Origin of the sequence: Vibrio sp. Vb1026, assembly GCF_033338745.1 — a bacterium.
GTDB classification, from domain to species: Bacteria; Pseudomonadota; Gammaproteobacteria; order Enterobacterales; family Vibrionaceae; genus Vibrio; species Vibrio alginolyticus.
The window spans coordinates 123008-149708 of sequence record NZ_JAWOTH010000007.1; the positions used below are offsets into that span (position 1 = coordinate 123008).

Sequence of the window (26701 nt, forward strand, 5' to 3'; positions counted from 1 at the left end):
GAAAGCGCGATTAACGCACTTTCAATGTCGCAAGACCAATCAGAACAAGAACCATAGAAATAATCCAGAAGCGCACGATTACGCGAGGTTCTGGCCAACCTTTCAATTCGTAGTGGTGGTGAATTGGTGCCATACGGAAAATGCGCTGACCACGTAATTTGTAAGAACCTACCTGCAGGATGACTGATAGCGTTTCCATTACAAATACGCCACCCATGATCACCAACACCAACTCTTGACGAACTAGAACAGCAATGGTGCCCAATGCACCGCCAAGCGCTAGTGAGCCCACATCGCCCATGAACACTTGTGCTGGGTACGTGTTAAACCACAAGAAACCAAGGCCTGCACCTACGATTGCTGTACATACGACAACTAACTCAGAAGCATGTGGTAAGTATGGTATATGAAGGTATTCAGAGAAGTTAACGTTACCGGTCGCCCATGCAATAACCGCGAAGCCTGCTGCAACAAGAACCGTTGGCATGATTGCCAAACCGTCTAGACCATCAGTCAGGTTGACCGCGTTACTTGTACCTACAATGACAAAGTAAGTCAGAATGATATACATCAAACCAAGCTGCGGCATGATGTCTTTAAAGAATGGCACCACTAGCTGAGTTGCTGCTGTGTCTTTACCGTAAGCATACAATGCGAAAGCGACGACAAACGCGATCAACGACTGCCAGAAGTACTTCCAACGCGCAATCAAGCCATCGGTATTTTTACGTACCACTTTACGATAATCATCAACAAATCCGACCGCACCGTAGCCAAGTAAGACCGTAAGTACCGCCCATACGTAAGGGTTGGATAAGTCTGTCCATAGCAAAATCGTGATTGAGATGGCCGCTAAGATCATGATACCGCCCATTGTTGGGGTACCACGCTTACTAAAGTGAGATTCAGGACCTTCGTTACGCACTACCTGACCAATTTGCAGCATTTGCAAACGCTTGATCATGATTGGTCCCATCCATAATGAAAGACCTAGAGCGGTTAATACGCTTAGGATTGCTCGAAAAGACAAGTATTCAAACAATCGGAAAAAAGACAGGTATGGCTGTAGCAGCTCGGCAAGCCAAATAATCATTAATAATACTCCTTCAAAGCAGCAGCGACTTCAAACATACGTGCACCGTTCGCTCCTTTCACCAACATCGTATGGCTTTCAGGAACGGCTTGGTCTAGATGCTGCTTGATGTATTCAATTATCTCTTGGTGCGTCTCAAAATGAATGCCTTGGCAAAGATCACTGATCACCTTGGCGTCTGCACCATATGTGAGAACATGTTCAAATTTTTGTGGGGCAGCATGTTCCCCGACTTGACGATGAAGTGCAAGACTTTCCTCGCCCAATTCCGCCATATTACCTAAAATCAGCCAGCGTTGACCTGGGAAAGCGGCCAATAAATCAACTGCCGCTTTCATGGCTGGCACGCTCGCGTTGTAGCTGTCGTCAATCAATTTTATCTTTTCGCTCAGCGCTTCAACCTCGACGCGACCTTTCACTTTGTTCAAATGTTTAAGGCCAGCGCGAACCTCTTCTAATGTGGCGCCCATTTGTAACGCAATAATAGAAGCAGCGATCGCATTCGCAACGTTGTGTTGACCTATAATACCCAGAGACAGTTCAATTTCTTGTGAGCTTGCTGCGATATGTAAGTCAAAGCTTGCTTCACCTGCGGCGTTCAATACGATGTTAGAAGCGAAGAAGTCTGCATCAGTATTACTTTGTGAAAAAGTAATGACTTTCTTATCTGCTAACACTTCATCCCACTTGGCTTCACCATTGCTGTCTAGGTTAACAATCGCAATACCACCAGCTGAAAGGCCTTGGTAGATTTCACCTTTGGCTTGTTTCACGCCATCGATAGAACCAAAGCCTTCAAGGTGAGCGGCGGCTACATTGTTCACTAACGCGATATCTGGTTTTACTAACTGAGTCGTGTAAGCAATTTCACCTATATGATTAGCACCAAGCTCAATCACGGCATAATCATCATCCTGCTGTGAGCGCAATAATGTCAACGGAACACCAATATCATTATTGAAGTTACCCGCCGTGAATAACACTTTGCCTTTCAATTGCAGGATACTCGCAACCATTTCTTTTACGGTCGTTTTACCGCAACTTCCGGTGATGGCAACGGTAGGTGTTTTGCATGCTTGATGCACCCAAGAAGCAAACTCACCCAATGCAAGTTTGGTATCCGACACCACAATTTGCGGCACATTCACATCTAAGCGTTTTTCTACGAGTAAAGCACCGGCACCTGCATCTACCGCTTGTTGGCAAAAGTTGTGCGCATCAAAGCGCTCCCCAACTAACGCGACGAATAAAGCCCCACGCTCAATCGTTCGTGTATCAGTAGAAACCGCGTCGATAAGTAGCTCGTCGCCGAATCGCTCACCACGAGTGATGTCTGCAATTTGAGATAACGTTACTTTGATCATGAGGTCAATCCTAAAAGTTGCATTGCGGACTCGCGGTCGGAGTAATGAATCGTTTCGCCATTACGAATCTGATAATCTTCATGGCCCTTTCCAGCTAACAAGATAATGTCGTTTGGCGAAGCATTTTCAATGGCATAAGACAGCGCTTTGAAGCGGTCATGCTGAACAATCGCTTCAGCAGGTTTTGACAGCCCAGCTAACATATCTTTCACAATCTGAACCGGATCTTCGCTGCGTGGGTTATCGTCAGTCAACACCACTCTATCACCTAGTCGCTCTGCAATTTCCGCCATCATCGGGCGCTTACCTGCATCGCGATCACCACCGCAGCCAAAAATAGCCCACAGCTGGCCTTCACAATGAACTCGTAAAGCTTGCAGCGCTTTTTCTAAAGCATCAGGAGTGTGGGCATAATCGACCACGACTTTGGCACGATCCTCAGTTTGGAATAACTCCATTCGGCCGAGTACAGGTTGCAGTTGACCTGCAGTTTCGAGTAACGCTTGTTTCTCTTTACCTAAGCTTAATAAGGTCGCAAAAGCGAGCATTAAGTTGGTTGCATTAAACTCACCAATCAAAGGCGCGTGCAATTCACCTGAGCCAAATTTACCATCGAACTTAATAGTAATCCCTGACTCTGCGTAACTGACTTCCGTCGCCCAAATTGCGCTTTCAAATTCAGTGTTCGGCTGCTTGAGCGAGACAGCGATCGCATTACTTAACTGCGACGCCCATTGATGACCTACTTCATCATCAACATTGATAATGGCACGTTCACATTGGTGTTGCGTGAACAACCCAAGCTTTGCATTGGCATACTCTTCCATCGTGCCATGGTAATCAAGATGGTCACGACTTAAGTTAGTAAACACGCCCGCCGCAAATGATAATGCTTTGACACGACCTTGCGTCAGGCCATGGGAAGATACTTCTAGCGCGGTGTATGTGGCTTGTTGATTTGCGAGAGAGGAGAGCGTTTTCTGAATTTCAACGGCATTCCCCGTTGTATTCGCAGCTTGTTGCAAGTTATTGAGGAAGCCATTTCCTGTTGTTCCCATTACCGCCGCTTTATGGTCAAGCAGTTCTAGCCATTGCGCTATTAACTGGGTAATGGTGGTTTTGCCGTTGGTGCCGGTGACACCAATCAAATCCATATCAGGGTAAGCATAAAGCTTTCCAGCAATTGCGGATAAACGTTGGTCCAACCTATCAATGTAAATGACGGGAACATCATCAATGATTTCCACCGTACCATGTGTTTTGACATCGCAGGCTTGCGCCAGGGCTGCATTTGCACCTTGCTCAATTGCAGAGGCAATGAATTTACGCCCATCCACAACATGGCCAATCACTGCTACAAACGTGGTTCCAGGTTGAACTCTTCGGCTGTCGAGCTCCAATTCAGAAACAAGAACGGACGATAAGCTAGGGCAATCCACCCAAGGGGAAAGCAGCACGTCCATACTGATGGCTTTAGTCATATTTGTTCTCCGAGCTTTGGCTCAGGTTTTCTTAATTTTGTTTGCTCAGTAAACCACAGGGCTTACTGTTGGAATTTGTTTTCGTCAGGTGCAACATTGAGTATTTGTAGCGCGCCTTTCATGATTTCAGAGAAGACAGGAGACGCTACCGAACCACCATAGTAGTCATCACCTTGAGGCTCGTTTACGATCACCACCAAAGCAATTCGCGGATCGCTAACCGGAGCAAGCCCAGCCGTGTAGGTGATGTACTCGTCGCTGTACCCGCCAGCAGAAGCTTTACGTGATGTACCTGTTTTCGCTCCCACTCGATAACCAGGAACTGCCGCTCTGCGAGCCGAGCCCCCTTTTTGAGTTACGGTTTCCAACATGTCTAATACTTGACGCGCATACTTCGCACTCACCACTTGACGTGACATGTCATGATCATTGCTTTCAATAATATGAATAGGCTCGTATTTGCCAAGGTTTCCAAGCGTCGCATAAGCATGGGCTAGCTGGATTGGTGTAATTGATAGACCGTAACCAAACGCAATCGTGGCGCGCTCAATTGGCGACCAACGAGTTCGTGTAGGAAAAATACCCGTCACTTCCCCAACTAGGTTTAGGCCAGAAAGCTCACCAAAACCCACTGAACTGTACAGCCCAAGAAGCGCCTCTACCGGCATTTGCATTGCTAGCTTCGTCACACCGATATTACTCGACTTTTTAAGGATCGTGGTCAAGCTCGCTTTACCTACGCGAGAGACATCTCTGACTCGACTACCACCTAAACGTAGAACACCATTACCGGTATCTACGATGGTATCTTTATCCGCTATCCCATTTTCTAAGGCGGCTAAAATAACGAAAGGCTTAATGGTCGAACCGGGCTCCATTGAGTCCGTGATCACTCGGTTACGCATTTGATAGCTTTGCCAATCGCTACGATTGTTAGGGTTGTAAGAAGGAGCATTAACCATGGCCAATACGGCGCCCGTTTTTACATCCAACATGACAACGGAACCTGAAGTGGCGCGGTGGTCCGCAACGGCTTGCTTAATCGCACGATACGCAATCGCCTGTAGGCGCTGATCGATGGTTAACTGAAGTGATTTACCTTCTTGCTTGTCTTGCCAAGCAATGTTTTCCACAACACGACCATAACGGTCTTTACGAATAGTTTTCTTACCCGCCGCGCCAGTGAGCCACTCATCGTAGCTACGCTCCACACCTTCTAGGCCATGCCCGTCAATGCCTGTTACACCGACTAAGTGAGCACTAACCTCACCTGCAGGATAATAACGACGAGATTCCGACTTAAGGCCAACACCTGGCAGCTTTAGCTCACGAATATAGTTCGCCATGGCCGGACTGACCTGGCGCTGCAAGTAGATAAAGCGGCGTTTTTCATTGCGCTTGATTTTGTCTATTAACCCTTGTCGGTCAATACCAAGAACATCCGCTAATGCATGCCAACTTTTGGTCTGGCTTAACGCGTTTTCTTTAAATATCGTGGCAGGATCTGCCCAAACCGCCTCAACCGGTACACTGACAGCAAGCGGCTCACCATTTCGATCCGAAATAATACCGCGAGCAGAAGGAATGGATTTAACACGAACCGAACGTAGGTCACCTTGTTTAATCAGGTTATCTGGCTCAATGATTTGGATGTAGGCTACGCGTGCCACCAAAAGGGCAAATGCACAAAAAACAAAAAACAGTAATAGATGGAAGCGCCAACGAATCAAGAAAGATTCTTCGACCGCCACTTTCACTGCTTTGTTATCGGTTTTCTTATCCCCCGTAGCCGCTTTCTCTTTTGCTACAGGTTTACGCTTATTGGCTTGTTTCGTGTTGGATTTTTTTCTAATCATTTGAGCGTGACAACCACTTCTTTATCGCCATCAGGTCGTTTCATTTCAAGTTCTTTTTTGGCAAGGTCTTGAACACGACTGTGTTCCGCGAGGGCAGTTTCTTCCAACATTAAGTTACGCCATTCGCTATCTAATCGTTCTCGTTCAACCAACGTATGGTCTTTCTCGGTAATCGCTTGACGCGCATGGTGGGTAGCAAATACCACTCCCATTGCCGATGCCACGATCAATAGCAACAACAGTAATGGCCAGCGACCAACGGTGAGGAGATCCGTCGCAATCAACTTAGCAAGATTAGGAGTGGGTTTCGTCATAATAATTAAAGCTTTTCCGCAATTCTTAACACAGAGCTGCGCGAGCGAGGGTTCATTTCAATTTCTTGTTTGCTTGGCTTAATCGCTTTGCTCACCGCTTTCATATTCGCACTACCAAGAGCACGAATTTGCTCTTCCGTCATTGGAATACCGTGTGGCACTTCAGGCCCTTTGCTCTCTTTACGGATAAAACGTTTGACCATACGGTCTTCCAGAGAGTGGAAGCTAATCACAGATAAACGGCCTTCAGGAGCCAGAATGCTCGCCGCGCCTTTAAGTGCCGTATCAATTTCTTCTAACTCACTGTTGATGTAAATACGAAAAGCCTGGAAAGCACGAGTCGCAGGGTGTTTTTTCTCTTTAAAACTTTTCGGTGCGGCATCTGAAATCAATTTTGCCAGCTGACCAGTGCGAACCATTGGCTCATTTTCTTCGTCTTCACGGTAGGCAACAATCGCTTTTGCAATACGGCGCGCATGTTTATCTTCCCCAAACTCGCGAATGACCCAAGTGATATCATCGAGGTCTGCTTCCATCAACCATTGAGATACTGGAACACCTGATGTCGGGTCCATACGCATATCTAGCGGACCGTCTTTCATAAAGCTAAAGCCACGCTCTGCGTCGTCTAACTGAGGAGAAGAAACGCCTAAATCCAGCAGAACACCATCCACTTTTCCAACTAGCCCATACTCTTCAGCATACTCAGCAATACCAGAAAATGGACCATGAATAATGGTGAAGCGAGGGTCATTGATTTTGCCTGCCTCAGCGATCGCTTGAGGGTCACGGTCGATACTGTACAGTCGGCCATTTTCACCGAGTTTAGATAGAATTGCCCGGCTGTGACCGCCACGGCCAAATGTTCCATCAATATAGACGCCGTCTGGTTTGATAGCTAAGCCATCAATGGATTCATTTAATAACACGGAAATATGTTGGAAGGTTTCGGTCATAGCTTTCTCGTTGAATGATCTTGAAGCGATTCTTTAGTGTACTGATTTCCTACATCATCGCCACCACAAGTCTAAAGTTAGACGTGATTTACGCCAAGTTTATTGGTAATGACATAGTTTGCGTCAATTAAATGCAAAAAACCCATCACTACTAAAAGTAATGATGGGTCTCGAATAGGTGGAGCCGACACATAAGCCGGGTTCTGTTCCGCTTGCGCGGCGGTAGCCATTCGTCTAGGCCAGCAATCACTCACTGGCTCGAGCAACCTACCCGCCTCCTTACGCGAGCAACGCAATGTGGAGGCCTATTTGGTCTTGCTTCAGGTGGAGTTTACCCTGCTACGAACTATTGCTAGTCGTCCGGTGCGCTCTTACCGCACCCTTTCACCCTTACCTGTACCCTTACGGGCCATCGGCGGTCTTCTCTCTGCTGCACTTGTCGTAGGCTTGCGCCCCCCAGGCGTTACCTGGCACCTTGCTCTATGAAGCCCGGACTTTCCTCCCCTTTGTCAGTCTCCCGAAGGACGTCAACGTCAGTCTCCCAAAGGGACTTCGACGTCAGTCTCCCGAAGGACATCAACAAAGCAGCGACTACCCAGTCAGCTCCGAGGGCGGATTGTATAGAGTTCTCACTTCAGAGTCTAGTTAGATCACAGATATGATGAAATGAATGCACTAAGTGATGACTTTTTAGTCAAAGCGCCAAAAATAGATAATAAAAAGGCCGATGCCTAAACATCAGCCCTCATCGACCATTTATCTCGCTAGCGGCACTTAGTCTAAGTTTTCTAAGCCCCATTTATATAACGCATTCTTCTTCAAGTTATGTATTTCTGCCACCAAAGCAGCTGCTTTTTTCAAAGGCAGCTCTTTGGTCAAAATCCCTAACGTGCGTAAAGCATCTTCAGGTAGTGAGTCGTCTGTTGTTTCACGATGGCCATGTACCAACAATACCATTTCACCACGCTGTTGGTTATCGTCACTTTTCACCCATTCAATCAGCTCACCTAACGGCATGCCTTGAATGGTTTCAAAGGTTTTTGTTAGCTCTCTTGCCAACACAACTTCTCTATCTGGGCCAAGAACGTCTAACATGTCTTGTAGAGAGTCTAAAATACGGTGCGGTGACTCGTAAAAAATACACGTACGCTCTACCGAAGCAATCTCTAGGAATTTATCCTTACGACCTTTGCTTTTCGGTGGTAAAAAACCTTCGAAGCTAAAGCGATCCGATGGCAAGCCAGAGGCACTTAACGCCGTAATGACCGCACAAGCACCTGGAAGAGGCACAACTCTAACGCCCGCTTGACGACATTTTGTCACCAAATGGTATCCTGGGTCGCTGATAAGTGGCGTACCAGCGTCAGAAACTAATGCGATAGACTGACCGGAAAGCAGCTTTTCTACCAAAACTTGTGCTTTTTGCTGCTCATTGTGGTCGTGTAGAGCAAAAGTTTTGGTTTGAATATTGAAGTGAGACAGTAATTTGCCCGTATGTCGAGTATCCTCAGCGGCAATGATGTCCACAGTCGACAGAATTTCGATAGCACGTTGGGTGATATCCGCTAAATTTCCGATTGGAGTCGGTACGATATAGAGAGTTGGCCCCTCATTCGGCAACTTATTTTTATCTGTCATTTGTTTACCATCACTTCAACGATTAATATAGAGACAATTTTGTACAAAATTATAGAGAACTCACGGCAATGATTAACCATAAGAGACTCAGTGTACCACGCATACTTACTCCTGTTGCACTAGCAATTACGCTCGCCGCCTGTTCTTCAGGTCCAAGACAGCCTGATGGCGTTGATGTAACACTTGAGCCTACTCAGTCTGTTCAGAACTATATGATCCAAGCTGATAGCACGGAAGGCAGTTTACAAAATGACTGGTTGATCATGGCAACCAAAGCCGCGATTCAAGCAAACCAGTTTGATCAAGCAGAAATGTTGATCAAGCGCCTGGCTCGTCAACAGTTAACCGAAGTTCAGCAAGCAGAGTGGCAACTAGCGCGTGCGACCATACAGCAAAAACAGAGTAATTACTCTCAGTTGCTGCAATTGTTGAATTTTAAACCTTGGTGGAAGTTGCCAAATGAGCAATGGAAAGACTATTACTTGAAGCGCGCCGACGCTTATCAAGGTCTTAACCAAGCGTTTGAGGCAAACCGCCAACTGGTTGCATTTGGCCAATATGCATCGTCCGCGGAGCAGAGAGAGATTTCTAGCCGTATTTGGATGAACTTTGGCAGCTACTCCGAGTACGAACTGACCTCATTAGAAACAGAGCCAAATGAAGATGTTTTGGATGGTTGGCTACAACTCGCTATTTATGCGAAAACGCTGTCGGGCAACTTATCCCAACTAAAAAATACCCTAGAACGCTGGTTAAACGAGAACCCATCGCACCCAGCCGCTATCTACACACCAGAAGAGATTCAAAACATTCTCTCTCTAGACATCGTTAAACCAAACAACACCGCTTTGTTACTGCCGCTTACTGGTAAGTTCTCGCCACAAGCGCAATTAATTCGTGATGGTTTTGTGTTTGCTATGATGAATGATCGTAACCGTGATCCAAGCGCTACCCTCACGGTAATAGACACTAATGCGTATAACGCCGACCAAATTAAACAACGTTTGATCAATGAAAACATCGACTTTGTTGTTGGTCCCCTAGAAAAAGAAAACGTTGAGCTATTGCACACAACCATGGATGGCTCAGAAAATGGTCCTACGATTCCAGCCCTTGCGCTAAATATTCCCGAAGATGTGCAACCAGATAGCAATATTTGCTACTTGGCATTATCACCAGAACAAGAAGCCGCACAGGCAGCGAAACACTTGTTCAGCGAAGGCTATAACTTCCCTCTGATTCTGGCACCAAAGGGCAGCTTTGGTGAGCGTGTAACTGAAGCGTTCAACAAAGAATGGCGCAAGTACAGCTCTAATAAAGTCGCAGCAAGTTATTTTGGTGACAAGCGCCAACTTCAAAAAGACATCAATGAAGTATTTGGTCTGCAAGAAAGCAAACAACGTATTGCTCAGATGCAATCACTAATGCGTATCAAGCTTGAAACACAGCCACGTAGCCGTCGTGATGTCGATGCGGTTTATATTGTTGCTAGAAGCACGGAACTGACTTTGATCAAGCCGTTTATTGAGGTAGCGATTAACCCAGACGCCAAAGCGCCACAAATTTTCTCTAGCTCGCGTAGCAACAGTGGCGGCGCGACTTACGAAGATCTAACAGGCATCATCTACAGCGATATTCCATTACTGATTGACCCAGACCCTAGCGTGACCGCTGAAATGAACGAGCTGTGGTCAGAGCAATCTAACATGGAAAAACGTTTGAAAGCACTGGGTATGGATGCGTATAAATTGATTGGGGAGCTGCCACAAATGAAGGTCGTTCCGGGCTACTCAGTTGGCGGCCAAACCGGTATTTTAAGTATCGACAATAATTGTGTTGTACAGCGTGAGCTAAGCTGGGCTGAGCGTGGGGCTCTTTAGCAAGCGCCAAATCGGAAATCAATATGAAGCTCTGGCGAAGCAGTATTTACAACGCCAGGGCTTAAACTTTATTGAACAAAATTTTCTGACTAAGGTCGGTGAGATTGATTTAATCTTCCAACAAGGTGAAACTATTGTGTTTGTTGAAGTCAAATACCGTAAGAACAATCACTTTGGCTCGGCAGCAGAAATGGTGACGCACGCTAAAATGCGCAAGCTAGTCAAAACCGCACAAGTTTGGCTTAGCCAACAAAAGCGCTTAAAACACAATATCGATTATCGATTTGATGTCATCGCCATTCATGATAATGGGCGAGATATCAACTGGATAGAAAACGCAATCTCTGAAGGATAAGCGATGCTAGACAGCATTAAAGACAGCTTTACAGAAAGTATTCAAATTCAAATCGCAGCAGCAGAGGTGCTGCCTGATGCCATTACTCATGCAGCTCAAGCGATGGTGTCGAGCCTGCTTAATGGCAATAAAATTTTATGTTGTGGTAATGGCGGCAGTGCTTCAAACGCTCAACAATTTGTTTCTTGTCTTTTAAACCGTTTTGAAACTGAGCGCCCTAGCTTACCAGCAATGGCCTTAACCGCCGATAATACCACCCTAACCGCAGTGGCCAACGATTACCACTACCAGGAAATCTTCTCAAAACAGGTACGAGCGTTTGGTCAACCAGGCGACATTTTGCTTGCCATGTCGACTAGCGGTAACAGTAAAAATATTATCAAAGCGATGGAAGCAGCCGTAACTCGAGACATGACGATTATCGCGCTAACAGGAAAAGATGGCGGAGAGATGGCAGGACTGCTCGGTGAGAACGACGTCGAAATTCGTATTCCATCACACCGCACTGCACGTATTCACGAAGTACATATGGTAACACTCCATTGTCTTTGTGATCTTATTGACCAGGTGCTTTTCCCTGCTCACGAAGAGTAACCAAGACTGAGAGTCAGAATTATGATACGTAGCCTTGTTATCTTATTAACAGCATTGAGTTTAAGTGGTTGCGCAGGTTTGTTTATCGCAGGTGCAGCAACCACAGCGAATATTGTCACGGACACACGCACGACAAAACAAATCTGGCAGGACAATAACATCGAATTCGAAGTTGCGGCGATCGGCAATAAAGCACCGTTTAAAGGTGAAGTTCGTGTCGTTGCCAGTTCATATAATGGGACTGTAGTCCTTATGGGACAAGCTCCGACACAAGACCTTATCCTTGCTTTAGAGCGAAGAGCTAGAGAAGTTAGTGGTGTAAAAGTCATACACAATCAAATCAAACAAAAAGAGCCACTCACTGTTACCCAGATTAGCAATGACAGCTGGATCACAACCAAAGTAAAGTCAGCTTTGCTTACTGATTCTGAGCTTAATGGTGTTAAGGTTAAAGTGATCACCGAAGATGGCGACGTTTTTCTGTTTGGTTATGTCACGCCAGAGCAAGGCGATCGAGCGACAGAAATCGCGCGTAATATCTCAGGCGTAAAACAAGTCATTAAAGGGTTCCAATACGGCGAAATGGAGCCTGTTGAAGTAGACTTACCGAGTGACGGTGTACAAACAATAGAAAGTGAGGCAAGCACAGAAAGTGAAGAGAACGTCGAAGTCTTTACGATTAGTGAGTAATTTCCAAAGTCTGGCTTGAAATCATCTTCAACAAGTTAAAAAGAAAAAAGCAGCGTAACGCTGCTTTTTTATTATTTAATCACTCTTAAGCTTGGTTTGCCTTTTGGTCGAGGAGCATCGTCCTCTTCGGCATCTGAATCAGAAACTAACTCAGAAGGCTCATCGCTAACCGTTGTGAACGATGGGGATGATTCTTCCTCGGTCATCACTTCTTCTTCGATGTGAGTGTACGCTTCTTCTGGTTCAAACATAGTACCAGCACCATTCTCACGTGCATAAATAGCTTGAACAGCATACACAGGAACGATCACTGAGTGCGGACGACCGCTAAAGCGAGCATGGAAGGTAATCGCATCATTACCTAACTCAAGATTACCCACTGCACGTGGCGCAATATTCAAAATAATTTGACCATCTTGAATAAATTCAACCGGGACACGCACCCCTGGCATTGTTGCATCCACAACCAAGTGAGGAGTCAAGTCATTGTCTACTAACCAGTCGTAAAATGCGCGAAGCATATACGGGCGGCGAGCAGTCATTTTTGCAATATCCATAACGTGTTTTAAATCGCTTAGCGAACTAGGCGCATTTCACGTTCAGCTTCAGTCAAAGAAGCAAGGAACGAATCACGTTCAAATACGCGGTTCATGTATACCTTGATTTCTTTTGAACCAGGGCCAACAAGATCGATACCAAGTTGAGGCAAACGCCACAATAGTGGAGCTAGGTAACAATCGATCAAGCTGAATTCTTCGCTCATGAAGTACTCATATTCAGCAAAAATTGGCGCTAACGTCAGAAGATCATTACGCAGCTTTGTGCGTGCTTTTTCTGATTCTTCCGCATTACCTTTCATCACTTTTTCAGCGAGTGAATACCAGTTGCGTTCGATACGGTACATCATCAAGCGGCTGTTGCCACGAGCAACAGGGTAAACCGGCATTAGAGGTGGATGAGGGAAACGCTCGTCCAAGTACTCCATGATGATTTTTGAATCGTAAAGAGCTAGCTCACGGTCAACAAGAGTTGGCACTGATTTATATGGGTTTAGCTCAACAAGCTCAGCAGGAAGGTTTGCTTCGTCAACAAGCTCAACTTCAACACTTACACCTTTTTCAGCTAGTACAATGCGAACCTGATGGCTATACAAATCTGATGCACTTGAGAAAAGAGTCATCACAGAACGTTTATTGGCAGCTACAGCCATGGAGCCCTCCAGTACACTTACAAATAAAAACAATGGAGGCTAAGCCTCCATTGTACATCAATTAAAATTGGGAATTAGCACGGTATTTTAGCACAATTAATGCACATCGCGCCAATACTCTTTCTTGAGCATCACGACAACGATGGTTAGAAGCACTAAGAAGCCCATTACCCACCAGCCTAGAGCGTGACGCTCAAGCTGCACTGGGTCACCTGAATAAACTAAGAAGTTAACGAGATCGCCAACCGCTTTGTCATATTCGCCTTCACTCAGCTCACCCGTGCCATCGGTTTCAGTACCAACAACAACTTGTACTTCTTCGCCATCTACGATTTTCGTATCGTAAATAGGCGTCGGGATGCCCTGTAGCTCTTCAAGCACATGCGGCATACCAACACTCGGGAAGACGATGTTGTTCACGCCGAATGGACGAGATGGATCAACATAGAAAGAGCGTAAGTAAGTGTATAACCAATCAGCACCACGAACTCGTGCAACCAACGTAAGATCTGGTGGTGGAGCACCAAACCAGTTTGCCGCTTGCTTCGGTGGCATAGCATTGACCATTAGATCACCGATTTTCGCTTCAGGATTGAAAATCAGGTTTTCTTTCATTAAGTCTGTTGGAATTTCCAAGTCTGTTGCTACACGCTCGTAACGCTGGTATTGCGTAGAGTGACAAGCAAAACAGTAGTTCATGAATAACTTCGCGCCGTTTTGTAGCGAAGCTTTATCCGTAAGGTCAACATTCGCTTTATCCAGCGGAACATTGGCCCCAGCTGCCATCGCTAGTGATGGCAACATAGCAAATAGAATTACAATCCACTTCTTCATTTGAATGTCACCCTCTCTGGTAATGGTTTGGTTGCTTCATTTTTGCTGTAGAAGAACAGCAACACAAAGAACATGAAGTAACACAAGCTAAAGATCTGAGATAGTAGTGTGTACGTTGGTGTCGCAGGTAACGCACCTAAAATACCCAGAGCGATAAAGGCGATGGTGAACTGTACAATATTCAATAGATGAAGTTTGCTACGGTAACGGTATGAACGAACTTTACAACGATCCAACCAAGGTAGAACAAACAGCACTGCAATTGACGCGCCCATTAGGATAACACCTAATAGTTTGTCTGGAACCGCACGTAAGATTGCGTAGAACGGCGTGAAGTACCATACCGGAGCAATATGCTCTGGTGTCTTCAGTGGGTTTGCAGCTTCAAAGTTAGGCGGCTCAAGGAAGTACCCACCCATTTCTGGGTTAAAGAACAGCACGTAACAGAAGAAGAACAAGAAACCAGCAACACCGACCAAGTCCTTAACCGTGCCGTACGGATGGAAAGGAATCGAATCAATGATGTCATATTTCTTCGTGTAGTAATCGTGGAACTTGAATTGCGTTTTGTAATCGTCGCCCATTGAGCCCTTTGGCAGCTTAGTTTCGATACCATCCGGGTTGTTTGAGCCTACTTCGTGCAGCGCCAATACGTGCAGAACAACAAGAAGAAGCAAAACGATAGGCAGTGCAATAACGTGTAGTGCAAAGAAACGGTTTAGCGTTGCACCAGAGATGATGTAGTCACCACGAATCCAAAGCGTTAGGTCATCACCGATAACAGGAATAGCACCAAACAGGGAAATGATTACCTGCGCACCCCAGTATGACATCTGACCCCATGGAAGTAGGTAACCCATGAACGCTTCAGCCATGAGAACTAAGAAGATCAACATACCGAAGATCCACAACAGTTCACGAGGTTTTTGGTATGAACCGTAGATCAAACCACGGAACATGTGAAGATACACAACAACGAAAAACGCTGACGCGCCAGTGGAATGCATGTAACGCAGAAGCCAACCGTACTCTACATCACGCATAATGTATTCGATGGACGCAAATGCACCGTCGCCTGAAGGAACATAGTTCATCGTTAGCCAAATACCCGTTAGGATTTGGTTAACAAGAACCAGCATCGCCAGAGAACCGAAAAGGTACCAAAAGTTGAAGTTCTTAGGCATTGGGTATTCAGACAAATGCTTTTTATAAGCATTCATTGCAGGAATACGCTTTTCAACCCAATCTAACATTGCTTGCATTATGCATCTCCCTCATCAACACCCACAATGAGCTTGGTATCGCTCAAATACATGTGCTTAGGAACGACAAGGTTCAACGGAGCAGGTACTCCTTGGAACACTCGACCAGCCATGTCGAACTTAGAACCATGACAAGGACAGAAGAAGCCAGATCTTACGCCCTGCACCTGCTCTGAGAAAGAGTCAGGTAGATAGGTTGGTGAACAACCTAAGTGGGTACAGAAACCAACTGCGACGAAAAACTCTTCCTTAATCGAACGAAACTCATTCTGAGCGTACTCAGGCTGCTGCTCCATTTCAGATTGTGGATCGCGAAGCTTATCACCGATCGATTTTAAGTTATCCAGAACGCTTTGAGTGCGGCGAACAATCCATACAGGTTTTCCCTGCCACTCAACACGAACCAGCTGACCTGGTTCAATTTTACTTATATCCACTTCCACCGGTGCGCCCGCCGCTTTGGCTTTAGCACTCGGATTCCATGATTTGATAAAAGGCACGGCGACGGCGACTGCCCCTAACCCACCAACAACTGCCGTTGTAGCGGTTAGAAAACGCCTGCGACCGTTATTTAAAGGCGCGTTGCTCATCCAAACATTCTCCCATTTGCTCCCTTTGGATCGTTATTATTCCGCTTATAAGAGCATGGCTAACAAATAATGAATTTAGTTCTATTTATTGGAGGGAAATGATAAAGAAAACCCTACTTTTTGACAAGATAAAGCTACCTTTTTGTAACATTTGTGAGGCAAATCGCTCGCGTCGTCACAAAAGCGGCAGAATTATAAAAAATTGATGTGATTTGTAACAAGAAAGCACCACATAGAAGCCCCGCTGAAAGTAGATAAAACCTTTTATCTTGGTAGTTTTCAGTTAATTACACAGAGAAATATTTCGTATTACGCGTTCAGCTTACTGTGTTTATATTTTCAATTTTGTAGCACGCAGAATGCTCAAAAAGGAGCGTAAGTCATTTTAAAACATGTTACAGGAAGAATAAGATACAAAGACACTCTTGCTGATGAATACATCTATGCTGCATCGCAAGAGAAAGCGTGGTGAGTCGCGATTAAATAAGGCACAGATATAAAACGGCACTGGCAACCTTTCGACGAAGAGGACGAATAAGAAGGCCTGCTCGGAGTGTGATGATAAGTGAAGGCTGTTCGTTGCTTGAAGACAAGTATGATGTCTTTAAATACAAAAAAGCCCGGCATAGAGCCGAGCTTTTGGTACACAGTTTCCAGAGTAACTCTGAAAAGCATAATTCCCGATAAGAGGAAATTAACGCTTAGAGAACTGTGGACGACGACGTGCTTTACGTAGACCAACTTTCTTACGTTCAACGCAACGAGCGTCACGAGTAACGTAGCCAGCTGCGCGTAGAGCAGGACGTAGAGACTCATCGTATTCCATAAGCGCGCGAGTGATACCGTGACGGATAGCACCAGCTTGACCAGAAATACCGCCGCCTTTAACTGTTACGTAAAGGTCTAGCTTTTCAGTTAGTTCAACTAGCTCTAGAGGTTGTTGTACAACCATACGTGCTGTTGGACGACCGAAGTATTCGTCAAGGTTACGCTTGTTTACTACAATGTTACCGCTGCCTGGTTTAATGAAAACACGTGCAGCTGAGCTTTTGCGACGGCCAGTGCCGTAGTATTGATTCTCTGCCATTTTCGAAATCCCCAATTAGATGTCTAGTACTTGTGGTTGTTGAGCAACATGGTTGTGCTCAGCGCCCGCGTAAACTTTTAGCTTACGGTACATAGCACGGCCTAGAGGACCACGTGGAAGCATGCCTTTAACTGCAAGCTCAAGAGCCATCTCAGGTTTACGATCGATCAACTTTTCAAAAGTGATAGATTTTAGACCACCTGGGAATTCAGAGTGACGGTAGTACACTTTGTTCTTAGCTTTGTTACCAGTTACAGCAACTTTCTCAGCGTTGATAACGATGATGTAATCACCAGTGTCAACGTGAGGAGTGTATTCAGCTTTATGTTTGCCACGTAGGCGAGATGCAATTTCACTTGCTAGACGGCCAAGAGTTTTACCTTCAGCGTCTACAACGTACCAGTCGCGTTTTACAGTTTCTGGTTTAGCAACGAAAGTTTTCATGCTAACAATAACCCGTTAATTAAATTTTAAACTTTAAAGGAACACCCAATAGTGCTCCCACACTGTCTAAGAGCCCAGTCATCACCCCTTCGAGTCGTTGGTACTCTCGACCTTCAATTTCGAAATAACTTCGATAATCAGGTCTGCAGTAACGGTGGGTCGCAGGATTATAGAGAAGAGCGAAGAAAAAATCACCTTTTTTTGCGCCAAATCACTAATTTTTTCTTCACTTTTTTAAGAACCCATTGGATCTAGGCCAAATGTTCACGCGCGAGATACTCATGACTTTGCATCTCAGTAAGCCGAGACAAACAGCGCTTAAATTCGAACTCTAACTGCCCATCAGTATATAAGTCGGCCATTGGCACTTCAGCAGAAATAATCAACTTAACATTGCGCTCGTAAAACTCATCGACCAGCGCGATAAAGCGTCTCGCCGCATCATCTATTTTTCGGTTCATTTGTTGAACATCTGCCAGTAATACAGTGTGGTAAATACGAGACAATTCAATGTAGTCATTTTGACTGCGAGCAGTTTGACACAACTGAGCAAACGACGCATGCAGCACCCCGTCGCTTGCTTCAATCACCGCTAGTTGACGGTGGTTAACTTCGATTTGATGAGCAACAAACTGACGCTCTCCAGTCAGCTGCTGATAATATTTGTTAAGGTTTATGCTAGCCTGCTCATCAAGCGGGTAATGGTATATTTCAGCCTGTTCTAACGTTCTTAAGCGATAATCAACGCCACTATCGACATTCAACACTTCACAACGTGCCAAAATCATATCGATCGCGGGCAAAAAGCGCGCTCTTTGCAAACCGTTACGATATAAGTTCTGCGGCTCGATGTTTGAAGTCGCGACTAGGATCATCTGCCGCTTGAACATTTCTTGAAGTAGCGTTGCAAGGATCATCGCATCAGTAATGTCGGAAACAAAAAATTCATCAAAGCAAACCACATCTGCTTCTTCTTTAAATTTATCCGCCACTTTTGATAGAGGGTTTTCGACATCACCTAACAGCTTTAACTCATCATGTACTCGATACATAAATCGATGGAAGTGGACGCGCATTTTTCTTTGGGTCGGTAAAGCATCAAAAAATGCATCCATAAGGTAGGTTTTACCGCGACCTACGCCACCCCAAAAGTAAAGGCCTTTTGGTGGTTCAGGCTTGTCGATTTTTTTCCCCATTAGCTTTTGCCATTTGGAAAGCTGAGGCACAGGCGCTGACTGAAATTCAACGATAGCATGGTAAAGCTTGTCTAATGCAACGACCGCTTGATACTGAGCTTCATCACGCTGAAACCCGTGTTCTGCTATGTCTTTTTGATATTGTTGTAGTGGTGTCATCGTATTAAGTCGTATAGAGGTATAGAGAAAAGGGTTGCCTCGGGGTCAACTTTGAGAATAGAGAGAAGTAGTTATCAGTCCCCGAAGACATACTGCTATTTTTCTTTATCGGCTGTTCAAGCCATAGTAACATGGACGAGCACCGCGTGTAACTAAGTAGTAAAAGACTTGTTAAAACAACTATAAGGAGCAGTTATGCCTTGGATTTATGCCATTGTGGGTTTGCTGGTCGGTACAATCGTAGGCGTAGTCATTAGTAGACTAACCACCCCTGAATACAAGAAACAAAAGTCTGTGCAGAAAGAACTTGAAGCGGCCAAGTTTGAATTAGAGCAACAACGTCAAGAGCTCGTCGATCATTTTGCACAAACCGCAGAAATGTTGGACACCCTAGGTAAAGATTACACCAAGCTATACCAACATATGGCCAAGACCTCTTCTGAGCTTTTGCCAAACTTACCAGAACAAGACAACCCGTTTGATAAGAAAACGGCAATGTCGTCTGAAACTATTGCAGAAGATCAACCAGAGTTTAACGAACAACCAAAAGACTACGCTAATGGCGCCACCGGTCTTTTGAAGGATCAAGAGAAAGAAATCATTAATGCTCCCGAAGCGGTAACCGCAAAAGCATCATAATCCTCTCTTACTTCTATCTAGGGCCGATACATTTGTATCGGCCCTTTTTTGAACTTTTTCACCTCACCTTCGCTCTAACTTGGATGTGCACTGCCTCCCCTTTTGATTGTCCGAACTAGACCCTATATTAGTTATTAACAAAGTGAACTAACCGTTCGGATATTTCTTTTTGGCAGACATGTTTCAAGAGGAGTTATTGGATGAAAAAACCACTGCTTGCGCTCACCGTTCTATCTCTGAGTTTGGGTTCGATTATTGCCCCAGTTCAAGCCACTGCCGCATTACCTTTGAATGTGGATGGCCAACAGTTACCTAGCTTGGCACCAATGCTTGAGAAGGTGACCCCAGCTGTTGTGAGTATTGCTGTAGAAGGTAAACAAGTACAAACCAGCCGCATTCCCGAGCAATTTCAATTTTTCTTTGGCCCAGACTTTCCTATGGAACAAAGGCGAGAGCGCCCGTTCAGAGGTTTAGGTTCTGGTGTCATTATTGATGCGAAGAAAGGCCATATTGTCACTAACTACCACGTGATCAAGGGGGCAGATGAGATTCGAGTTCGCCTCTTTGACGGGCGCGAGTATGACGCTACGCTCGTTGGCGGTGATGAAATGGCCGATGTTGCGTTACTTAAATTAGAGAAAGCGAAAAACTTAACGCAGATTAAAGTCGCGGATTCCGACAAACTGCGTGTCGGTGACTTTACGGTTGCGATTGGTAACCCATTTGGACTCGGTCAAACTGTGACTTCGGGTATTGTTTCAGCCCTTGGTCGTAGTGGCTTAAACGTTGAAAACTTCGAAAACTTCATCCAAACCGATGCCGCAATTAACAGCGGTAACTCTGGTGGTGCATTGGTCAACCTTAATGGTGAGCTGATCGGTATTAATACTGCGATTTTAGGCCCTAACGGCGGTAATGTGGGTATTGGCTTTGCGATTCCATCAAACATGATGAAAAACCTCACCGATCAAATTCTAGAGTTTGGTGAAGTCAAACGCGGCATGTTGGGTGTGCAAGGTGGCGAAGTAACCTCTGAGCTAGCTGATGCATTGGGTTACGAGTCGAGTAAAGGGGCCTTTATTGGTCAAGTCGTACCGGACAGCGCAGCCGATAAAGCAGGGTTAAAAGCCGGTGACGTAATTGTATCGGTGAACGGCAAAGCGATTAATACTTTCTCAGAGCTCCGCGCAAAAGTGGCAACACTGGGCGCAGGTAAAGAAATCACATTAGGTGTGGTTCGAGATGGTAAGAATAAAACCTTTGATGTAACGCTTGGCGAATCTACGAATATGAAAGCTAAAGCGGAGACATTACATGAGGGACTCAAAGGTGCGGAATTAAGCAATACAACACCAAGTGATGTAATCCAAGGTGTTAAAGTATCGAGCGTTGCAGATAACTCTCCGGCTGCTCAATATCAATTACAACAAGGTGACATTATTATCGGTGTGAACCGTCAACGAGTGAAAAACCTTGCCGAGCTTCGTACAATCGTAGAGAAACACAAAGGTGTACTGGCTCTTAATATTCAACGTGGTGAACGTACTATTTACCTTGTCATTCGTTAACCACTTTCAAAGTGATAGAAAATAAGGTTTTCGATGCATAGTACTGAGTGATAAGGCTCGATCACTTTTCCTTATCGCTCAATAACTAATGAAAAGGGCAGCTCGATGACGTGCTGCCCTTTTGTTATTTTTCAATGTAATGCTATTCTTCATCTTCGATGCCATTTTGGCGCTCACGCATGGAGAGGATATGCTCAGCTTTTTATTACGTTCTGTCTTTTTAGGCTTGGCTACTGCCGCAGTGGTATTACTGGCGGTTCCATCTTTGCGCAACAACGTAATTCCTGCCGCGCTTGATCCTCAACCTGTTAATATCGCATCAGTCGAGTTGACGTTTAATCAAGCGGTCCGAAGAGCAGCGCCTGCAGTGGTAAACATCTACAGCCGTAAGTATGTTGAGAATGATCGCAGTAAACTCTCGACTCAAGGTCTGGGGTCAGGTGTCATTGTTAGTGAGAAAGGCTACATCATTACTAACTATCATGTGGTTGCTCAAGCTGATCAAATTGTTGTGGCATTACAAGACGGCAGAGCCGCAGCGGCTCAGCTCGTAGGGACAGATAAACGTACTGATATAGCCGTGCTGCGTGTCGAAGGTTCGAATTTGCCCGTAATCCCTCTAAACTCTAATTACAAACCACAAGTGGGCGATGTAGTACTAGCCATCGGTAACCCATACAACCTTGGACAAACCACAACGTTCGGCATTATTTCTGCCACAGGTCGTTCATCTATTAGCGATGGTCGTCAAGCATTCATTCAAACCGATGCCGCCATCAATGAAGGTAATTCTGGTGGAGCCCTAGTGAACACACAAGGCGAGCTCGTCGGCATTAACACCGCCTCTTTTCAGCAAGCGACAGACTTAGAAACTTACGGTATTTCTTTTGCGATCCCTGCGCCGCTAGCCAGTAAGATCATGCAGAAAATCATCGCTGATGGCCGCGTGATTCGTGGTTATATTGGAATCGACGGCCAAGACATTAATGCGGTCACTGCTCGCTTACTTGGAAATGAACACATAGGTGGTATTGTCGTACTTGGTATTGATCCAAATGGCCCAGCAAATGCGGCTGGCTTTCAAAAACAAGATATCATTATCAGTATTGATGGCAATAAGGTTCAGGGGCGTCAGAGCGTTATGGATATCGTCACCGATTTACGGCCTGGCACCACCGTGGATGTCGGCATTATTCGCAAAGGAAAAGAGATGACCTTGAAAGTCACCATTGCCGAAGACAAGCAAGAAGCATAAAAAATCCCAGCCATTGGCTGGGATTTTTATTTGTGCGTTACTCGCTATCGCTCGGTGTTTCCGTCGTATCGGAATCATCTAGCTCAACTTCAATGCGAGTGACTCGCTGCAAACCTCTCGGTAATAACCCACCTCGGCGACCACGTTCGCCACGGAAGTTATCAAGGTCAGACGGTTTAAGACCCAACTTTCGCTTACCCGCGTACAGCGTTAACGATGCACCTTTTGGTAAAGACATTAAGTGAGATAGTACTTCTTCTCGCTCTTTTGCTTTAGCTGCAGGAATGTTGATGATCTTATTCCCTTTACCTTTCGCCAGTTGTGGCAAGTCTTTGATTGGGAACAGCAGCATGCGACCTTGGTTAGTGATTGCTAAGATTTCATCAGAGTCTAAATCTTCAATCTCTTTTGGCGTCATGATCTCAGAGTTGGCAGGTAAAGTGACGAGCGCTTTACCACTGCGGTTTTTAGACAGCAAGTCCGCGCCTTTACATACAAAGCCGTAACCTGCATCTGAACCCACCAGCCACAGCTGATCTTCTTCACTCATGATGACTTGGCGAATACTGCTACCAGCCGTAATATTCAAGCGACCGGTAATCGGCTCACCTTGACTACGAGCAGAAGGCAGTGAGTGCGATTCCAGAGAGTAACTTCGACCGTCACTACCTAGGAATACCGCAGGCTGATTACTCTTACCTCGAGCATGCGCTAAATACTTATCACCCGACTTATAGTTTAAGCCTTCGGCATCCACGTCATGGCCTTTCGCGTGACGAATCCAACCTTTCTCAGAAAGCACAACCGTGATTGGCTCACTTGGTACGAGGTCACGTTCAGTCAGCGCTTTTGCTTCTGCACGCTCAACCATTGGAGAGCGACGGTCATCACCGTATTTCTCTGCGTCTGCTTTGATTTCTTTTTTCAGTAGTGTGTTCAGACGACGCTCAGAACCGAGTAGCTGTTCTAGCTTCTCACGCTCTTTCTCTAGCTCGTCTTGCTCACCACGGATCTTCATCTCTTCTAGTTTTGCTAGATGACGAAGTTTGGTATCTAAAATTGCATCCGCTTGGATATCGGTAATACCAAAGCGTTCCATCAGCACCGCTTTTGGATCGTCTTCAGTACGGATGATCTCAATCACTTCATCTAGGTTGAGGTAAGCAACCAACAAACCTTCCAAGATGTGTAGACGAGCCATGACTTTGTCTAGGCGGTGTTGTAAACGACGACGCACAGTCGTACGACGGAACTCGATCCACTCAGACAGAATTTGCACCAGACCTTTAACTTGAGGACGGTTATCCAAACCAATCATGTTCAAGTTAACGCGGTAACTGCGCTCAAGATCCGTTGATGCGAACAAGTGGTTCATCAACAAATCACAATCGACGCGGTTTGACTTAGGCACGACAACAATACGCGTTGGGTTCTCGTGATCCGATTCGTCACGAAGATCGTCAACCATTGGCAGCTTCTTCGCACGCATCTGGTTAGCGATTTGCTCAAGCAGTTTGGCACCCGATACTTGGTGAGGCAAAGAAGTGATAACAATATCAGAACCTTCTTTATGCCAAACCGCGCGCATTTTTATGCTGCCACGACCGTTGCGGTAAATCTTCTCGATATCCGCTTGCGGCGAGATAATTTCTGCTTCTGTTGGGTAATCTGGACCTTTGACATACTGCATCACGTCCGGCAGTTCTGCTTTCGGGTTGTCGATCAAATGAATAGTCGCATCTGCGATTTCACGAACGTTGTGCGGTGGGATGTCTGTTGCCATACCAACGGCAATGCCGGTTACACCGTTAAGCAGGATATGAGGCAGACGTGCTGGCAACATTTGTGGCTCTTTCATTGTGCCATCAAAGTTAGGTTGCCATTCAACCGTGCCCTGACCAAGTTCGCCAAGCAATACTTCAGCAAACTTAGACAGTTTTGCTTCGGTATAACGCATTGCCGCAAATGATTTCGGATCATCTGGCGCACCCCAGTTACCTTGACCATCCACTAATGGATAGCGGTAAGAGAATGGCTGAGCCATCAATACCATCGCTTCGTAACACGCTGAATCACCGTGCGGATGGTATTTACCTAGCACATCACCAACGGTACGTGCAGATTTTTTGTATTTTGCTGATGCAGAGAGACCGAGCTCTGACATCGCATAAATGATGCGTCGTTGAACCGGCTTTAAGCCATCACCAATGTATGGCAAGGCGCGGTCCATGATTACGTACATCGAGTAGTTCAGATAAGCGTCTTCAGTGAACTTGCGCATTGGCAATTGTTCGACGCCATCGTAGGTAATTTCTGTAGACATCCGTTACACCTCTGCCAAGTCGCCGTTGTTTTGTAGCCAAGAACGACGGTCATCTGCACGCTTTTTACCTAGCAGCATGTCCATCATTTCCATGGTCGCCGTAGAGTCGTCAATGGTTAACTGCACTAAGCGACGCGTGTTCGGATCCATGGTGGTTTCACGCAACTGAAGTGGGTTCATCTCACCCAGACCTTTGAATCGTTGCACGTTGATTTTGGCTTTCTTCTTCGACAAGCGCTCTAAAATGCCATCTTTTTCATCATCATCGAGGGCGTAGAACACTTCTTTCCCGCAGTCGATTCGATACAGAGGCGGCATCGCCACATAGATATGACCCGCTTCCACTAGTGCGCGGAAGTGACGAGTAAATAGAGCACAAAGCAGCGTTGCGATGTGAAGACCATCCGAGTCCGCATCGGCAAGGATACAGATCTTACCGTAGCGAAGACTCTCGAGGTTGTCGCTATCTGGGTCAATACCCAAAGCAACAGAAATATCGTGTACTTCTTGAGACGCAAGAACTTGATCGGCAGAGACTTCCCACGTGTTCAAGATCTTACCACGCAGTGGCATCACGGCTTGGAATTCACGGTCACGTGCCTGTTTTGCCGAGCCACCCGCAGAGTCACCCTCCACAAAGAAGATTTCAGTGCGACTTAAGTCCTGTGCTGAACAGTCGGTCAACTTACCTGGCAGTGCTGGGCCGGACGCCACTTTCTTACGTACGACTTTTTTCGCTGCACGCATACGACGGTGTGCGTTAGCGATACAGACTTCTGCCAATTGCTCTGCGAGCTGAGGCTTTTCGTTCAACCAAAGACTGAACGCATCTTTTACAACGCCAGAGACAAATGCCGCGGTTTGACGAGAAGACAGACGTTCTTTGGTCTGGCCTGCAAATTGCGGGTCTTGAATCTTAACCGACAGCACGTAAGAACAGCGGTCGAAAATGTCATCACCCGTTAGCTTCACACCACGAGGTAATAGATTACGGAACTCACAGAATTCGCGCATCGCTTCCAACAAGCCTTGGCGTAAACCATTAACGTGCGTACCACCTTGAGCGGTTGGGATTAGGTTAACGTAGCTTTCGGTGATCATCTCACCGCCTTCTGGCTGCCAAATTACCGCCCAGTTTGCCGCTTCAGTATCCGCCAAGAACTCACCAGTAAATGGTTCTTCAGGAATAACTGGATAGCCTTTTACACCTTCCGCAAGATAGTCTTTCAAACCATCTTCGTAGTACCACTTATAGTCTTTGCCATTAACTTTGTCGGTTAATGTGATTTCTAAGCCCGGACACAAAACCGCTTTTGCGCGCAGGTTGTTGACTAGGCGCGTCACAGAGAAGTTAGCCGAATCGAAGTACTTCGCATCAGGCCAGAAATGTACGCTGGTACCGCGATTGCGACGACCACATGTGCCAGTTACGGTTAGATCAGACACTTTCTCGCCGTGTTCAAATGCAATTTCATACACTTGACCATCACGACGAACTGTTACTTCAACGCGTTTTGACAACGCGTTTACTACAGATATACCTACCCCGTGCAAACCACCAGAGAATTGGTAGTTTTTGTTAGAGAACTTACCACCCGCATGTAGCTTACATAGAATTAGCTCTACGCCTGATACTTTCTCTTCTGGGTGGATATCAACAGGCATGCCTCGACCATCATCGATCACTTCGAGTGATTGGTCAGCATGTAGGATGACTTGTACTTTTGAGGCATGTCCGGCTAGCGCTTCATCGACACTGTTGTCGATAACTTCTTGGCCCAAATGGTTTGGGCGCGCTGTATCCGTATACATCCCTGGTCGGCGACGTACTGGCTCTAAGCCATTCAGTACTTCAATGGCACCAGCATTATATTGTTCAGTCATAATACGGAATTATTCTCAAAGTTTACTTG

General features: G+C 45.8%; 24 protein-coding genes and 1 other RNA gene. 7 read left to right on the forward strand and 18 right to left on the reverse strand.

Features of this window, described 5'->3' with window-relative positions; genetic code table 11:
* Positions 1-10 precede the first annotated feature (10 nt).
* The 8 genes from mraY to rsmI form a co-directional block, all read right to left on the reverse strand.
* Positions 11-1093: a phospho-N-acetylmuramoyl-pentapeptide-transferase gene (mraY, locus tag R7E47_RS12925; RefSeq protein ID WP_005372931.1), complete on the reverse strand. Its 1083-nt coding sequence runs from the start codon at positions 1091-1093 to the stop codon at positions 11-13.
* Entirely contained in the window at positions 1093-2457 is a 1365-nt protein-coding gene (locus R7E47_RS12930; protein ID WP_213889074.1) for a UDP-N-acetylmuramoyl-tripeptide--D-alanyl-D-alanine ligase, read from the reverse strand. The genes mraY and R7E47_RS12930 overlap by 1 nt, the downstream gene beginning before the upstream one ends.
* Entirely contained in the window at positions 2454-3938 is a 1485-nt protein-coding gene (murE, locus tag R7E47_RS12935; RefSeq protein ID WP_318084335.1) for a UDP-N-acetylmuramoyl-L-alanyl-D-glutamate--2,6-diaminopimelate ligase, read from the reverse strand. Before murE ends, R7E47_RS12930 begins: the two co-directional genes overlap by 4 nt.
* A gap of 62 nt (positions 3939-4000) precedes the next feature.
* Positions 4001-5794 carry a penicillin-binding transpeptidase domain-containing protein gene (locus R7E47_RS12940; protein WP_086046525.1) on the reverse strand — a complete coding sequence of 598 codons (1794 nt, stop codon included), beginning with the start codon at positions 5792-5794 and terminating at the stop codon, positions 4001-4003.
* Positions 5791-6108, reverse strand: coding sequence for a cell division protein FtsL (gene ftsL, locus R7E47_RS12945; RefSeq protein ID WP_005387405.1), 318 nt, complete (start codon positions 6106-6108; stop codon positions 5791-5793). Before ftsL ends, R7E47_RS12940 begins: the two co-directional genes overlap by 4 nt.
* Before the next feature lie 5 nt (positions 6109-6113).
* Positions 6114-7064: a 16S rRNA (cytosine(1402)-N(4))-methyltransferase RsmH gene (rsmH, locus tag R7E47_RS12950; RefSeq protein WP_318084336.1), complete on the reverse strand. Its 951-nt coding sequence runs from the start codon at positions 7062-7064 to the stop codon at positions 6114-6116.
* 176 nt (positions 7065-7240) lie between these two features.
* Positions 7241-7671, reverse strand: an RNA gene (rnpB, locus tag R7E47_RS12955) — RNase P RNA component class A.
* Between the two features lie 167 nt (positions 7672-7838).
* Positions 7839-8702, reverse strand: a complete 864-nt coding sequence (gene rsmI / locus R7E47_RS12960) for a 16S rRNA (cytidine(1402)-2'-O)-methyltransferase (RefSeq protein WP_005372907.1) — start codon at positions 8700-8702, stop codon at positions 7839-7841.
* Between the two features lie 68 nt (positions 8703-8770).
* Between rsmI and R7E47_RS12965 the strand changes: the two genes are divergently transcribed.
* The 4 genes from R7E47_RS12965 to R7E47_RS12980 are packed head-to-tail and all read left to right on the forward strand — an operon-like array spanning position 8771 to position 12221.
* Positions 8771-10582, forward strand: coding sequence for a penicillin-binding protein activator (locus R7E47_RS12965; protein ID WP_258670787.1), 1812 nt, complete (start codon positions 8771-8773; stop codon positions 10580-10582).
* Positions 10569-10937 carry a YraN family protein gene (locus R7E47_RS12970; RefSeq protein ID WP_005372903.1) on the forward strand — a complete coding sequence of 123 codons (369 nt, stop codon included), beginning with the start codon at positions 10569-10571 and terminating at the stop codon, positions 10935-10937. Before R7E47_RS12965 ends, R7E47_RS12970 begins: the two co-directional genes overlap by 14 nt.
* A gap of 3 nt (positions 10938-10940) precedes the next feature.
* On the forward strand, positions 10941-11531 hold the full coding sequence (locus tag R7E47_RS12975) for a phosphoheptose isomerase (protein WP_258670789.1): 591 nt from the start codon (positions 10941-10943) through the stop codon (positions 11529-11531).
* A 21-nt stretch (positions 11532-11552) separates the two neighbouring features.
* Positions 11553-12221, forward strand: a complete 669-nt coding sequence (locus tag R7E47_RS12980; protein WP_017633609.1) for a BON domain-containing protein — start codon at positions 11553-11555, stop codon at positions 12219-12221.
* Between the two features lie 71 nt (positions 12222-12292).
* Here the strand turns inward: R7E47_RS12980 and sspB are convergent, their stop codons facing one another.
* The 8 genes from sspB to zapE all read right to left on the reverse strand — a co-directional run bounded on the left by sspB (position 12293) and on the right by zapE (position 19003).
* Positions 12293-12778: a ClpXP protease specificity-enhancing factor gene (sspB, locus tag R7E47_RS12985; protein ID WP_262646472.1), complete on the reverse strand. Its 486-nt coding sequence runs from the start codon at positions 12776-12778 to the stop codon at positions 12293-12295.
* A gap of 17 nt (positions 12779-12795) precedes the next feature.
* Positions 12796-13431: a stringent starvation protein SspA gene (gene sspA, locus R7E47_RS12990; RefSeq protein ID WP_005372897.1), complete on the reverse strand. Its 636-nt coding sequence runs from the start codon at positions 13429-13431 to the stop codon at positions 12796-12798.
* Between the two features lie 96 nt (positions 13432-13527).
* The gene (locus tag R7E47_RS12995; protein WP_005372881.1) at positions 13528-14265 is read right to left on the reverse strand and encodes a cytochrome c1; all 738 of its coding nucleotides are present in this window, start codon (positions 14263-14265) and stop codon (positions 13528-13530) included.
* The gene (locus tag R7E47_RS13000) at positions 14262-15527 is read right to left on the reverse strand and encodes a cytochrome b (protein ID WP_005372880.1); all 1266 of its coding nucleotides are present in this window, start codon (positions 15525-15527) and stop codon (positions 14262-14264) included. Before R7E47_RS13000 ends, R7E47_RS12995 begins: the two co-directional genes overlap by 4 nt.
* Positions 15527-16117, reverse strand: coding sequence for a ubiquinol-cytochrome c reductase iron-sulfur subunit (gene petA / locus R7E47_RS13005; protein ID WP_005372877.1), 591 nt, complete (start codon positions 16115-16117; stop codon positions 15527-15529). The genes R7E47_RS13000 and petA overlap by 1 nt, the downstream gene beginning before the upstream one ends.
* Positions 16118-16811: 694 nt before the next feature.
* Positions 16812-17204 carry a 30S ribosomal protein S9 gene (rpsI, locus tag R7E47_RS13010; RefSeq protein WP_005372876.1) on the reverse strand — a complete coding sequence of 131 codons (393 nt, stop codon included), beginning with the start codon at positions 17202-17204 and terminating at the stop codon, positions 16812-16814.
* Between the two features lie 15 nt (positions 17205-17219).
* The gene (gene rplM / locus R7E47_RS13015; protein ID WP_005372872.1) at positions 17220-17648 is read right to left on the reverse strand and encodes a 50S ribosomal protein L13; all 429 of its coding nucleotides are present in this window, start codon (positions 17646-17648) and stop codon (positions 17220-17222) included.
* A gap of 251 nt (positions 17649-17899) precedes the next feature.
* A complete protein-coding gene (zapE, locus tag R7E47_RS13020) occupies positions 17900-19003 on the reverse strand; it encodes a cell division protein ZapE (RefSeq protein WP_005387411.1) in 1104 nt (367 codons plus the stop codon).
* 195 nt (positions 19004-19198) lie between these two features.
* Here zapE and zapG point away from each other — a divergent pair, with 195 nt between their 5' ends.
* From zapG to degS, 3 genes are all read left to right on the forward strand, one after another.
* The gene (gene zapG, locus R7E47_RS13025) at positions 19199-19642 is read left to right on the forward strand and encodes a Z-ring associated protein ZapG (RefSeq protein ID WP_005379861.1); all 444 of its coding nucleotides are present in this window, start codon (positions 19199-19201) and stop codon (positions 19640-19642) included.
* A 200-nt stretch (positions 19643-19842) separates the two neighbouring features.
* Positions 19843-21210 carry a Do family serine endopeptidase gene (locus R7E47_RS13030; RefSeq protein WP_025768400.1) on the forward strand — a complete coding sequence of 456 codons (1368 nt, stop codon included), beginning with the start codon at positions 19843-19845 and terminating at the stop codon, positions 21208-21210.
* Between the two features lie 190 nt (positions 21211-21400).
* On the forward strand, positions 21401-22465 hold the full coding sequence (gene degS, locus R7E47_RS13035; protein WP_017633606.1) for an outer membrane-stress sensor serine endopeptidase DegS: 1065 nt from the start codon (positions 21401-21403) through the stop codon (positions 22463-22465).
* Positions 22466-22502: 37 nt separating this feature from the next.
* Here the strand turns inward: degS and parC are convergent, their stop codons facing one another.
* Complete coding sequence (gene parC, locus R7E47_RS13040; protein ID WP_017633605.1) at positions 22503-24788, reverse strand: DNA topoisomerase IV subunit A; 2286 nt, start codon at positions 24786-24788, stop codon at positions 22503-22505.
* Between the two features lie 3 nt (positions 24789-24791).
* Positions 24792-26672: a DNA topoisomerase IV subunit B gene (gene parE / locus R7E47_RS13045; RefSeq protein ID WP_137281702.1), complete on the reverse strand. Its 1881-nt coding sequence runs from the start codon at positions 26670-26672 to the stop codon at positions 24792-24794.
* Positions 26673-26701: the final 29 nt, after the last annotated feature.